The organism is Burkholderia sp. Ed8 (assembly GCF_040761425.1).
Taxonomy (GTDB): Bacteria; Pseudomonadota; Gammaproteobacteria; order Burkholderiales; family Burkholderiaceae; genus Burkholderia; species Burkholderia seminalis.
In genome coordinates this window covers 1,518,477-1,531,274 of the sequence record NZ_CP142886.1, presented here as the reverse complement: position 1 = coordinate 1,531,274, position 12,798 = coordinate 1,518,477, and the positions used below count along the sequence as shown (strand labels likewise).

Annotated in this window: 11 protein-coding genes; 2 read left to right on the top strand and 9 right to left on the bottom strand. The window is 68.5% G+C overall.

Annotation, left to right across the window (positions count from 1 at the left end):
* Window positions 1-31: 31 nt before the first annotated feature.
* From pilQ to VXM69_RS21020, 4 genes are read right to left on the bottom strand one after another with little or no spacing between them, the layout of a single operon-like run.
* Window positions 32-1,663 (bottom strand): type IV pilus secretin PilQ, encoded by a 1,632-nt coding sequence (pilQ, locus tag VXM69_RS21035; RefSeq protein ID WP_343727711.1) that lies wholly within the window; start codon window positions 1,661-1,663, stop codon window positions 32-34.
* Window positions 1,660-2,514 carry a pilus assembly protein gene (locus VXM69_RS21030; protein WP_367190129.1) on the bottom strand — a complete coding sequence of 285 codons (855 nt, stop codon included), beginning with the start codon at window positions 2,512-2,514 and terminating at the stop codon, window positions 1,660-1,662. The genes pilQ and VXM69_RS21030 overlap by 4 nt, the downstream gene beginning before the upstream one ends.
* A complete protein-coding gene (locus tag VXM69_RS21025) occupies window positions 2,511-3,119 on the bottom strand; it encodes a fimbrial protein (RefSeq protein WP_343727713.1) in 609 nt (202 codons plus the stop codon). The genes VXM69_RS21030 and VXM69_RS21025 overlap by 4 nt, the downstream gene beginning before the upstream one ends.
* Window positions 3,116-4,039: a competence protein ComA gene (locus VXM69_RS21020; protein ID WP_069706026.1), complete on the bottom strand. Its 924-nt coding sequence runs from the start codon at window positions 4,037-4,039 to the stop codon at window positions 3,116-3,118. The genes VXM69_RS21025 and VXM69_RS21020 overlap by 4 nt, the downstream gene beginning before the upstream one ends.
* A gap of 226 nt (window positions 4,040-4,265) precedes the next feature.
* Between VXM69_RS21020 and VXM69_RS21015 the strand changes: the two genes are divergently transcribed.
* Window positions 4,266-6,656 carry a penicillin-binding protein 1A gene (locus VXM69_RS21015; RefSeq protein ID WP_034189849.1) on the top strand — a complete coding sequence of 797 codons (2,391 nt, stop codon included), beginning with the start codon at window positions 4,266-4,268 and terminating at the stop codon, window positions 6,654-6,656.
* A gap of 82 nt (window positions 6,657-6,738) precedes the next feature.
* Here VXM69_RS21015 and cyaY read toward each other — a convergent pair whose 3' ends face one another.
* Window positions 6,739-7,065, bottom strand: coding sequence for an iron donor protein CyaY (cyaY, locus tag VXM69_RS21010; RefSeq protein ID WP_034189850.1), 327 nt, complete (start codon window positions 7,063-7,065; stop codon window positions 6,739-6,741).
* 36 nt (window positions 7,066-7,101) lie between these two features.
* On the opposite strand from cyaY, the gene VXM69_RS21005 reads away from it, so the two are divergent.
* The gene (locus VXM69_RS21005) at window positions 7,102-7,380 is read left to right on the top strand and encodes a lipoprotein (protein WP_034189851.1); all 279 of its coding nucleotides are present in this window, start codon (window positions 7,102-7,104) and stop codon (window positions 7,378-7,380) included.
* An 80-nt stretch (window positions 7,381-7,460) separates the two neighbouring features.
* Here VXM69_RS21005 and msrQ read toward each other — a convergent pair whose 3' ends face one another.
* The 4 genes from msrQ to VXM69_RS20985 all read right to left on the bottom strand — a co-directional run bounded on the left by msrQ (window position 7,461) and on the right by VXM69_RS20985 (window position 12,734).
* Window positions 7,461-8,147, bottom strand: coding sequence for a protein-methionine-sulfoxide reductase heme-binding subunit MsrQ (gene msrQ / locus VXM69_RS21000; protein ID WP_034189852.1), 687 nt, complete (start codon window positions 8,145-8,147; stop codon window positions 7,461-7,463).
* A gap of 20 nt (window positions 8,148-8,167) precedes the next feature.
* Window positions 8,168-9,163: a protein-methionine-sulfoxide reductase catalytic subunit MsrP gene (gene msrP / locus VXM69_RS20995; RefSeq protein ID WP_034189863.1), complete on the bottom strand. Its 996-nt coding sequence runs from the start codon at window positions 9,161-9,163 to the stop codon at window positions 8,168-8,170.
* A gap of 159 nt (window positions 9,164-9,322) precedes the next feature.
* Window positions 9,323-10,513, bottom strand: coding sequence for a c-type cytochrome biogenesis protein CcsB (gene ccsB / locus VXM69_RS20990; protein WP_049035624.1), 1,191 nt, complete (start codon window positions 10,511-10,513; stop codon window positions 9,323-9,325).
* Between the two features lie 4 nt (window positions 10,514-10,517).
* Window positions 10,518-12,734, bottom strand: a complete 2,217-nt coding sequence (locus VXM69_RS20985) for a cytochrome c biogenesis protein ResB (RefSeq protein WP_034189854.1) — start codon at window positions 12,732-12,734, stop codon at window positions 10,518-10,520.
* Between the last annotated feature and the right edge of the window lie 64 nt (window positions 12,735-12,798).

Here is a 12,798-nt window from a genome sequence, read left to right as displayed (position 1 = left end):
CTGCTTCAATCTTGCTGGTGTGTGGCGCAGCTTACTGGCAAAGCGGCTGCCTTGTCGAGCCTGCGCCGGCGCCTTCTGGCCCCGTTTTATCGGGATCCGCATCGCCCGCGTCGCGCCCATCGCAACGCGCATCGACGACGGTCGGCGTGATGAACACGACCAGTTCGTTGCGCTGGTCGCGCTGCGCGCGATGCCGGAAAAGCGCGCCCAGAAACGGTATTTTGCCCAAGAGCGGCACGCGCGTCACATCGTTCCGGTTCAGTTGTTCATAGATGCCGCCGATCGCGACCGTCCCGCCATTCTCGACCTCGACACGCGTCCGCACATGCTTCGTATGGATGGCGGGGCCGGCCGCCGTCGGCTCGCCGACGCTGTCCTTCGTCACATCGAGATCCAGCACCACGCGCCCGTCCGGCGTGATCTGCGGCTCGACCTCCAGCTTGAGCGTCGCACGGCGGAACTGCACGCCGCTCACGCCATTGCCCACCTTCGCCTGGTACGGCAGCTCCGAACCCTGCTCGACGATGGCCTTGACGCGGTCGGCCGTCACCACGCGCGGCCGCGAGACGATCTGGCCCCGCCCCTGCGCCTCCAGCGCGCTCAGCTCGACGTCGAGGACACGGCTGAGCGGCGCGGCGAACAGCGTGAAGCCGGCGGTCGCCGCGTCGAAGCCGCCGAGCGGCCGCGCGGCGAGGTTGAGCGCGTTGCGCGCGTCGGCCGTGAACGTGGCGCTCTCGCCCCCCGACGGACGCCCCTGCGCCCGCAGCGCGACGCGTGCACCGAGGTTGCGCGAGAAGCCCTGCTCGCCCTCGACGATGCGGGCCTCGATCCGGACCTGCCGCGACGGCCGGTCGATCGCGTCGATCAGGCTCGCGATCTGCGCGAGGCGCGGCGCGAGATCGGTGACGAACAGCAGGTTCGTGCGCGGATCGGCCGCCGCGGCGCCGCGTTTCGACAGCAGGCGCTGGCCGGTCGCGCCGGCCAGCAGCCGCTGCACGTCCTGCGCGCGCGGGTAGTGCAGTGCGAACGTGCGGCTCGCGAGCGGCTCCAGATCGGCGGCCCGCGCATGCATTTCGAAGCGCTCGCGCTCCCGGGCGGCCAGCTCGGCCGCCGGCGTGACCCAGATCACGTTGCCGCGCCGGGACATCGCGAGCCCGTGCGTGTCGAGCAGCGTGTCGAACGCATCGCGCCAGCGCACATTGTTCAGACGTAACGTGACGGTGCCTCGCACCTGCTCGCCGACGACGATATTGAGCCCCGTGAACCGCGCGAATGCGTCGAACGCGGCCGCGAGCCCGGCGCCCTGCAGATTCAGCGAGATTCGTCGCGCGTCGTCCGCATCGTCGGGTTGCCGCGCAGCGGCGTCGCTCATCCGGGCCGGCGGCGCCAACGGAATCGGCGGCCCCTCCAGTTGCGGCGCCGGTGGAGCGGGCTCCGCCTGAAGCACCGCGCGAGCAGCCTGGCCAGACGGCGGCGGGCCGGCTTCCTCGGGAGCCGCGCTGTCCGCGCCGTCCACGCTCCCGTGCGGCAGCGGCAGGCCCGGCGCTGGCGCCTCCACCGACGCGGCGGGCCAGACTGCCGGCAGGGGCGGCAACGACGCGCCCGCACCGGCCGCCGTCAATCCGGCCCAGACGGCGAGTACCCGACAGCCGTGCTTCATCATGGCCGCCCTCCGTCGTCCAGGACGACCCGGTGCGCGCCGTCCGCCGTCGCGAGCATCACCGCCGCGGGCTCGACGCGCACCACGCGCACTGCCCCCAGCGCTTCGCCGGGCGCCACGGCGGTGAACACGCCGTCTCCGTCGTCGAACAACGCGAGACCGGCACGCGCGTCGCGAATCGTGCCGGCGAGGCGGACCGCCCTCCCGTCGGCTTCCCCGCCGAACGGATCGGCGTCGAGCGCAGCGGCCTGAAGCGGCATCGTGCCGCGTGCGGACGATGCCGCCGGCAGCGCCGGATACACGTCGACAGACATGTCCACCCGTGTCGACTGCATGCCTCGCTCGACACGCAGCGCCGACGGCACCGCCAGCACCGGAAAGCGCGCCAGCCCGCCGACCATCGTCGACAGCGCGCGAAAGCCGCCGTCGGCAACGATACGCACAGTGCGCCGGCCATCCCGCGCCGCGCCGTCGGTGGGCTGCGGCTCGATCGATACGCCGTGCAGCCCGCTCGACGCGGCGAGATCGGCCAATTCCAGCATCAGCGCCGCCCATTCCGGCGCGCCCGGCGCGCGGTCGCCATGCGCCGGCGGCAAACGGGTCTCGTGCCTGTGCTCCGCGGCCCCGAGTACGCGCTGCGCGTCGACCACACGCCCCTGCGCGGCGGCGAGCAACGCGCGACTCTGCGCGAGCCCGCTCCAGTCGGCCGCATTCGCCAGATGAATGCCGCCCGCCAGCACGGCCACGAACGTCAGCACGCAGCCGGCGGCATGCAGGGCCCCCGGCGAGACCCGCCGCATGCCGCCTGGCCACGCATCGCCACGCGGCGCAGGCCAATGCGTGATCGCCGTCATGCGCCGTCTCCCGTCGCGGTCCGCGACGGCATCGCGTCGTGCCAGCGCAATTGAACCGAAAACCGGAGCGGCAACCCGGCCAGTGGGACCGGTGCGCTCGACACGGGTTTCAATGCATCCACGTCGATCCGCCAGTCGCGCTGCTCGCGCGCCATCCCGGCAAGCCATCGCGCGGCTGCCCGATAGCTCGTGGCACGCACCTCGAGCACGGCCCCGGCCGGCGTCGTGCGCAGCGTGTCGAGCCGGACGCCGTCGTCGCGCACCCGCGCCAGTGTCGCCAGCAGCCCCGCGGCGCGCTCGTACGGTGCGGCAAGCGCGGCGACCTGTGCATCGCGCCGCGCGATGACTGCCGCCGCATCGGCGGCGCGCGTCGCGGCATGCACCCGCGGCTGCAACTGCCGCAGCCGCGTCTCCACGCCTATGCGCGCGGCGTCCGCGCGCCACCGCATCCAGGTGGCCGCGCCCGTCCACAGTGCGGCGCCGAGCACGCCGAGCAGGATCGCCGCCCCGCACTGCACAGCCCGGCGACGCCGCAACGCGTGCGCCCGCCGCTCGCGGTACGGCAGCAGGTTGAAGCCGCCGAGTGCCGCCTGGTCGGCCATCATTCCCACACCCCGCGCAACGCCAGCCCGAATGCAACGGCGAATGCCGGGCCGCCCGGCATGCCGCCGGGCGCGCATGGCTGCCCGTCCCAGCCCGTGCAGTCGAACGGCACCACCGCCGAGCCAAGCACGTCGCCAATCTCCGCGACGGACGTATCGAAGCGCGCGATGCTTCGCTCGTCCCCGGCGACGAACACACGGCGCACGGCGCCGAGCGCGCACCGGCGCAGCGCATCGGGAAGCGCCTCCGGAGGGAGGCCGGACAGCGTGAGCACCGGAACCGCCAGCGGCCCTTCGATTCGCCAGCCTCGCACCTCCGAGTCGCGGAACCAGAGCGCGGCGTACGAACCCTGCGCGTCGAGTTCGAACTGAGCGGCATAGCGCAACGCGCGCAGCATCGCGGCCGACTCGCCGTCGACCGCGGTCAGGTCGATACCGGCCTGGGCGGCCACGTCGATCCGCCGCTCCAGCAGCGCCAGCGGGGCCACGGCGACCGCGATTTCACCGGATCGCGCGCCGCCGTGCTGCCGCCAGTCGAACGCGAAACTGTCCGGCGCCAGCCCCGAGATGCGCTCGGCCGCCTGCCGCGCGGCGTCCGGGATGTCGTGACGCCCGGCCAGGTCGAGCGTCGCGGTACGTATCTCGTCATCGCGCAACGCCATCACGCCGCGCGTGTCGCACCGCACGTCGGCCGCCGACAGCCGCGCGACGGCTGCCGCCAGCGCCCGCGCGACCGCGGCCCAGCGCGCGTCTTCCGGGCCGCCGCACAATCCGACAGGCTCCCGCTCGAGCCCCTCGACCCGCACGTCCGCGCCCCGGCCGCGCCGGCTCAGCACGACCACCCTCAACTCGTCCGCGCCGATGTCGATCCCCGTCGACCGGTGCTTGCCCTGCGCCAACCGCGCTACCCATCGTCCCGCCATCCCAGCCTCCCGAAATCGTCGCGGCCCACGCCACGTTGCCGAGACCTGATTCTGCAAAGCGGCGTGCAGGGCCGACAGTCGGCCAAACGGCCAGCAGCGGCCGGCGGCGGCCGTGCGCGGGTCATACTGGCGGCCCGCCGACCCGCGGCTTGCCGGCGGGCGCCCCCCGCGCCAGGACCGGTGTTACCGGGCGGCTATAATCGCGGGACTGTTTTCCGGTGTGCCTATGCAATCCACGACTCCTACGTCCCCGCCTCCCGCCCCGGAGCCGAAGAAGAAGCGGCCCTGGTGGCAAAAAGTCCTGCTCGGCTTCGCCGCGATGTGCGTGGCCGCCGTCGTGGCCGGCGGCCTCGTGCTCGGCTATGCCCTCGTCATCGCCTGGCCCAACATGCCGTCGCTCGACGCGCTGACGGACTATCGCCCGAAGGTGCCGCTGCGCATCTATACGTCCGATCACGTGCTGATCGGCGAATTCGGCGAGGAGCGCCGCGACGTCGTGCATTTCAAGGACGTGCCCGACTCGCTGAAGAAGGCGATCCTCGCGATCGAGGACGCGCGCTTCTACGATCACGGCGGCGTCGACCTCACCGGCATCATCCGCGCCGGCTTCGTCGCGCTGACGAACGGCCACGCGTCGCAGGGCGCGAGCACGATCACGATGCAGGTCGCCCGCAACTTCTTCCTGTCGAGCGAGAAGACCTACACGCGCAAGATCTACGAGATGCTGCTCGCGTACCGGATCGAGCGCGCGCTGACGAAGGATCAGATTCTCGAGGTCTACATGAATCAGATCTATCTCGGCCAGCGCGCGTACGGCTTCGCGAGCGCCGCGCGGGTCTATTTCGGCAAGGACCTGAAGGACATCAGCCTCGCGGAAGCCGCGATGCTGGCGGGGCTGCCGAAGGCGCCGTCCGCGTACAACCCGGTCGTCAATCCGAAACGCGCGAAGGTGCGCCAGGAATACATCCTGCAGCGGATGCTCGAGCTGAACTTCATCACGCGCGAGCAGTACGACGAAGCCGTCGCGCAACCGCTCGTCGTCAAGGGCCCGGGACGCGATTTCAGCGTGCACGCCGAGTACGTCGCGGAAATGGTCAGACAGATGATGTACGCGCAGTACCGCGAGGAAACCTACACACGCGGCTTCAACGTCGTCACGACGATCGATTCCGCGGACCAGCAGGTCGCGTACACCGCGCTGCGCAAGGGCATCATGGATTACGAGCGCCGCCACGGCTATCGCGGGCCGGAAGGCTTCATCGAGCTGCCCGCCGGTGCCGACGACCGCGAACAGGCGATCGACGACGCGCTGCTCGAACATCCCGACAACGGCGAGCTGATTGCCGCGGTCGTCACGGCCGCGAGCCCGCGCCAGATCACGGTGGCATTCATCGACGGCAGCACGGCGACGGTCGAGGGCGACAACCTGCGCTTCGCGTCGGGCGCGCTGTCGGCCAACGCGCAGCCGAACCGCCGCATCCGCCCCGGCGCGATAGTGCGCGTCGTGAAGAACGACACCGGCAAGTGGTCGATCACGCAATTGCCGCAGGTCGAAGGCGCGTTCCTGTCGATCGTCCCGCAGGACGGCGCGATCCGCTCGCTCGTCGGCGGCTTCGACTACAACAAGAACAAGTTCAACCACGTCACGCAGGCGTGGCGGCAACCGGGTTCGTCGTTCAAGCCGTTCATCTACTCGGCGTCCCTCGACAAGGGCCTCGGGCCGGCCACCGTGATCAACGACGGCCCGCTGTATTTCAGTGCCGCGGAAACGGGCGGCCAGCCGTGGGAGCCGAAGAACTACGGCGGCGGCTTCGAAGGCCCGATGTCGATGCGCACCGCGCTGCAGCGCTCGCGCAACCTCGTGTCGATCCGGATCCTGAACCACATCGGCACGAAGTACGCGCAGCAGTACATCACGCGCTTCGGCTTCGACGCCGAGCGCCATCCGGCCTACCTGCCGATGGCACTCGGCGCCGGCCAGGTCACGCCGCTGCAGATGGCCGGCGCGTACTCGGTGTTCGCGAACGGCGGCTACCGCGTCAATCCTTACCTGATCGCTGAAGTCACCGATCCGAACGGCGCGATCGTCGCCCGCGCGCAACCGCTCGTCGCCGAGCAGAACGCGCCGCGCGCGATCGACGCGCGCAACGCGTACGTGATGAACAGCCTGCTGCAGAGCGTCGCGCAGCGCGGCACGGGCGCACGGACCAACATCCTGAAGCGCACCGACCTCGCGGGCAAGACCGGCACGACGAACGATTCGCACGACGCGTGGTTCGCCGGCTACCAGCACACGCTCGCCGCGATCGCGTGGATCGGCTACGACAACCCGCGCAGCCTCGGCGATCGCGAAACGGGCGGCGGCCTGTCGCTGCCGGTCTGGATCGACTACATGGGCGCAGCGCTGAAGGGCGTGCCCGAGTTCAAGCCGACGATGCCCGACGGTGTCGAATCGCTCGGCAGCGAGCTGTACTTCACCGAATTCACGCCGGGTCACGGCTTCGTGTCGACGGTCGGCGTACCGCAGGCACCGGCCGCGCAGGGCGTCGACGAAGCGGTCCCGCACGTCGACGAACAGGAAAAGCAGGACATCATGAACCTGTTCCGCGGCCACTGACACACGGCCCGGACATGAAAAAAGCGCCCCGCGGGGCGCTTTTTCTTTGGCGGCAACGCTCGGGCTCCGGCGCCCCGGCACGTCACAGGCTGAACGTGATCGGCAAGCCGGCCTGCTGGGTCGCGTATTCGGAGAGCGCCGAGAAGAACTCGGTGCCCGTGCGCGTATCGCGCCATTGACCGTCGACGAAACGGTAGTGGAATCCGCCCGCCTTCGCGGCGATCCACACTTCCTTCATCGGCGGCTGCAGGTTGACGATGATCTTCGAGCCGTTCTCGAACGTCAGCGTCAAGACGCTGCCGTTACGCTCCAGATCGATGTCGTGGTCGCCGTCGTTCGCGGCGTCGACAGTACGCTCGACGGCCATCAGCACGGCCTCGGCACGGGTCAGGTATTCGGTATCGGACATGCTAAACTCTATCGGTTCAATTGTTCAGGGACGATCATGCGAGTCGTTTTCCGGATGAGCGCGATTGTAGCGGCTTTGGCGATTCTTGCCGGCTGCGGTCAAAGCGGCGCGCTCTATCTGCCCACCGTGCCTCCGATGCCCAAGCCGCTCCAGCAGCAGGATACGCCGCCGTCGGACGTGAAACCGACCGATGAAAACGCGTCGTCCGACGACACACCCGACACGTCGGGCTCGCCGCTCACGCTGTCGCCCGAGCTGTCGAGCGGCGCATCGACCATGCCCGCGCCGGCATCGAGCCCGGCCGCCGCGAAGTAACGACGCGAGGCCGCACGCGCGGCCGGCGAAACGAGGCGATGACTTCCAGTCATCGCCTTTTGTTTTTCCAGGCCGCGCCGTCACGCACGCACGCGCCGCCATCCCCATGCGATCAGCCGCCAGCCGAGCAGCACGGCGACGATGGCCGCATAGAGCTTCGGCTGCGCGAGATTGTGCTTGCCGGCCCGCATCCACCAGAAGTGCAGCACGCCGAACAGCGCGATCGCGTAGATCGTGCGATGCAGCGTCGCCCAGTGGCGGCCGAGCCGGCGCACCATCGCGCGCGTCGATGTCGCGGCGAGCGGGATCAGCAGCACGAACGCGGCAAAGCCGACCGTGATGAACGGACGCTTGCCGACGTCCTTCAGGATCGCGACGACGTCGAACCACTTGTCGAACCACAGGTAGGTCGTGAAGTGCAGCGTCGCGTAGAAGAACGCGAACAGCCCGATCATCCGGCGAAAACGCAGCAGCGCGGCGAACCCCGTCATGCGCCGCAGCGGCGTGACGGCGAGCGTGATGCACAACAAGACGAGCGTCCAGAGGCCCGTCGAGCGCGTGATGAATTCGATCGGATTCGCGCCGAGCCGGTCGGTCAGCCCGAACAGCACGAGACGCGCGAGCGGATAGAGGCCGGCCGCGAACACCAGCACCTTGGCCGGCACGAGCCAGCGCGGCGCGGCGGGTCGGACCGCACCGTTTCGCGCCGCGCGCGCGGCCGGCCCGGCGCCCGCGGCACGCGCGGGCGTGAGCGTCGGAGGAGGCATGTCGTTTCTCACGGTCGCGTTCAGAAGTTCTTCTTCAGGTCCATGCCCTGATACATCGACGCGACGAGATCGCCGTAGCCGTTGAACATCAGCGTCTTGCGCTTCGGCGTGAAGAAGCCGTCCTCGCCGATGCGCCGCTCGGTCGCCTGGCTCCAGCGCGGATGATCGACGTTCGGATTCACGTTCGAATAAAAGCCGTACTCGTTCGACGCGTAGGTGTTCCAGCTCGTCTTCGGCTGCTTGTCGACGAAGCGGATCTTCACGAGCGACTTCGCGCTCTTGAAGCCGTACTTCCAAGGCACGACGATCCGCACCGGCGCGCCGTTCTGGTTCGGCAGCACCTGCCCGTAGACGCCCATCGTCAGCAGCGTCAGCGGGTTCATCGCCTCGTCCATCCGCAGCCCTTCCGAATACGGCCAGTCGAGGACGGGCGTCGACAGACCGGGCATCTGCGACGGATCGGCCAGCGTGATGAACTGCACGTATTTCGCGTTGCCGGTCGGCTGCACGCGCTTGATCAGCTCGGACAGCGGCACACCGATCCACGGGATCACCATCGACCACCCCTCGACGCAGCGCAGCCGGTACACGCGCTCCTCGAGCGGCGCGAGCTTCATCAGTTCGTCGAGATCGAACACCTTCGGGTGCAGCACCTCGCCCTCGACGCTCACACGCCACGGGCGCGGCCGCAACGTGCCGGCGTTCTGCGCCGGGTCGCTCTTGTCGGTGCCGAACTCGTAGAAGTTGTTGTAGGACGTGATGTCCTTGAACGGCGTCACCTTGTCGGCGGCGACGAACTTCGGATTCGTTTTTGCCGCGAGCTTCGTCGCCCGCGCGTCGGGCGACGCATACGCGGCGAATGCCGCGCCGCTGCCGCCGAGCAGCCCGCCCGCCGCCGCGAGGCCGGCCGCCTGCAATACGCGCCGCCGGTTCTCGAATACCGCGCGCGGCGTGACCTCGCTGGACGAAATATCACCGCCGGTCAGTACGTTCCGCAAAGGGCGTTTGATCCACATCGTGCTGTTCCTCCTGCATGCGCGGCGCGCATGCTTCATGAGCGTTCGACCCGGCCCGTCGTGCGCCGTTCGACGCCCGGTTCGCCCGCCCGTTACAAAACAAAACCGCCGGGCACGCAGTGCACCGGCGGTTCGATAGTCGGACGAGCGGCGGAAATCTTACAACTTGCCGTAGCTGTGCAGCCCCGACAGGAACATGTTGACGCCGAGGAACGCAAACGTCGTGACCAGCAGGCCGGTGAGCGCCCACCATGCAGCGACCGCGCCGCGCAGGCCCTTCATCAGCCGCATGTGCAGCCACGCCGCGTAGTTCAGCCATACGATCAGCGCCCAGGTTTCCTTCGGGTCCCAGCTCCAGTAGCCGCCCCATGCCTCGGCTGCCCACAGCGCGCCGAGGATCGTCGCGATCGTGAAGAACGCGAAACCGACCGCGATCGACTTGTACATCACGTCGTCGAGCACTTCGAGCGTCGGCAGGCGATCGGCGAGCACGCCGCGCTCCTTCATCAGGTACGCGACCGACACCATCGCCGACAGCGCGAAGCTGCCGTAGCCGATGAAGTTCGCCGGCACGTGGATCTTCATCCACCAGCTCTGCAGCGCCGGCACGAGCGGCTGGATCTGCTGCGCATCGCGCGCGACCGAGTACCACATCAGGAAGCCGACCGCCGCGCTGATCACCAGCAGCACGAACGCGCCGAGCGAACGCGTGCCGTAGTGGCCTTCGTAATACAGGTACAGCAATGCGGTAATCAGGCTGAACAGCACGAACACTTCATAGAGGTTCGAAACCGGGATGTGGCCGACGTCCGAGCCGATCAGGTAGGACTCGTACCAGCGCACCATCAGCCCCGTGAAGCCCATCAGCACGGCGACCCACGTGAGCTTCTGGCCGATCGCGGCGCCCGTTTCCGAGCGCGCGAGCAGGCCGATCCAGTAGAAGATCGTCGCGAGCACGAACAGCGCGCTCATCCACAGGATCGCCGACTGGCTCGACAGGAAGTACTTGAGGAAGAACGCCGAATCGGCGCGCGCGAGATCGCCCTGGTAGATCTGGATCGACAGCAGCGACAGCACGGCGATCGACGCCATCATCAGCCGCGCGGGCTTCCAGCGCCAGCCGAGCGCGACGAGCGCCGGCACGGTGCCGATCATCACCGCCTTGTCGTAGTAATCCATGTGCGCGTTGTAGTGCACGAGCGCATAGCCCGCGCCCGCCACGAGCGCCAGAGCGAACAGCCAGTCGAACAGCGACAGGCGCGCGAGGAAAGGACGGTCGTCGAACAGCGGCGACGAAACCGGCGCCTGGGCCGACGCCGCACGGGAAGAGGAAACTTGCGTGAGATCCATGATGTTACCGGGTGGAATTCTCGGAATCGGAACCGCCGCCGGCAGGCGGGCGGGCCGTCGATGCCGCACCGGCGGGCGCGGCGTCGCGAGGTGCGGCGCGCAAGGCGACGCCGGCCGCGTCGCGCGTCTGCACGAATTCTTTCTCGAAATCGAAGGTCTTGCGGGCCGTGGACATCGCCATCACCACATCGACGCCCGAACCGGCGTCCTTCAGCCAGAACCAGAGGCGCCGCTCGCGCACGTAGAACATCGAGAAGATGCCGGCGACCAGCAGCAGGCTGCCAAGATACACCAGATTCTTGCCGGGTGCGCGCGTCAACTGAAATACCGAAGCTTGCACCTGCTTGAATGAGTCAAGCTGCAAATAGACCGGCGATCCATACAAAAAGCTGTCGGATAGCGCATTGATCGCGTTCTGCACGAAGCGGATCGTCTCGGTGCCCTGCTGGGCGGCCGGCTCGCCGGCACGCTCGCGCGCGATCTGCCAGACCTCCCACATCGAGCCTTCGAGCATCCGCAGCAGCAGGCTCGCCGCCTTCTCCTGCTCGGCCTTCGGCACCGAGCGGTCGATGAACGTCGCCACCGCCTGAAAGCCGCCGACCGGCTGGCCGTCGGCACCGCGGCCGACGCTGTCGTCGCTTGCAGCAAAAAGGGTCAGCACCTTCGATGCGCTGTCCTGCAGGCGGCCGCGCAGCGATGCGTCGGTGCCCGGCAGCGAACGCTGCGCGAAGCGCGCGGCGGCCTCGGCGCGCACGGCCGGATCCTCCAGCGCGGCGCGCAGGCGCATCCATTCGCCGATCGAATCCTGGCTGTCGGCCGGGATCCGCATGTAGCGGAACGGATCGTTCGGGCTCGCGCGCACGCCGGCGAGGAACACGCGCTCGCCGTTCATGTCGACGGGCAGCATGTAGTTGTTGAATTCGCGCGCCTGGCCGTCCTTGCCGCGGATCTTGTACTGCACCGACGGGCCGATGTTGTGGAGCTGCGTCGGCTTCGACGTCTTCGCGCCCGAGCCGAGCCGCTCGTCGAACACTTCCTTCAGCGAGCTCGTCGTCGCGACGCCGCGCACGTCCGGCTTGCCGTTCGCGTCGGCCATGTTCTCGACGTTGATCGCGCGGAAATCGGAGAACTCGATCGTGTCGCCGTCGGCGCCGGGCACCTGCAGCGGCGCCGAACTGCCGATCGTGCCCTTCACGGGAAGGGTCGTCGCGCTGCCGCCCGTCATCGGGTAGGCCGTCATCTGCATCTGCGAGCCGCCGTCCTGGAAGCTCGACTGGTAGATCGACACGCCCTTGTACGTGAACGGCTTGTTGACCTCGACGCGCGCCGGGATCTTCTGGCCGGTCTCGCGATCGATCACGACGATGTCGCTCGCGAACAGCTTCGGCATGCCCGTCGTGTAGTAGTCGACGATGAACTTGTTCAGCTGGATCGAGAACGGCAGATCCTGGATCAGCGAGCCGCTCGGCTGGTTCAGGATCGCGGTCGACACGAACTGGCCCTCGGGCACCCACGCGTAGCCGCGGAACGTCGGGTTCGACGCGGACAGCCGATGGTCGGGCGAGATCTCGCTGATCGTCGCGCTCGTGTTGACCGGGCTCTTGCCGAACATCCACATCTGGAATTTGATCGGCAGGTTGCTGTCGAGCAGGCCGCCGATACAGATCACGACGATCGCGAGGTGGGCGGAGATGTAGCCCCACTTGGTCATCGCGCCGCGCTTCGCGGAGATCAGCGTCGCGCCGTCGTTTTCACGCACGACGTGCTTGTAGCCGGCCTTGGTGACGAAGGTGGCGAGCGTCGCCGCGACGCTCGCGCGCGTGCCGGAAGCCGAGTACTCGGCCTTGTGGTGGAACGCGCGCAGGCTGCCTTCGCGGACCTTGTCCTTCCAGCTCTTCGCATCGGCGAGCATCTTCGGCGCGTTGCGGATCACGCACAGCGAGATCGACACGACGAGGAAGATCAGGATCAGCATGAACCACCACGCGCTGTACACGTTGTACAGGCCGAGCGAGCGGAAGATGTCCGCCCAGAACGGCCCGAACTGGTTCACGTAGTTCGGATACGGATCGTCCTGGGTCAGGACCGTCCCGATGATGCTCGCGATCGACAGCACCACCAGCAGCGCGATCGCGAAGCGCATCGAGCTCAGCAACTCGACCGCGCGCCTCGACGCACCCTGACCCGACTTCGACTGCAACCCCGACGTGGTAACGCTCATTCAAACTCCAACTGACAACAAAAAAGGGCAAGGCGGCCGCACTGGCGCGGCGCCCCACCCTTTT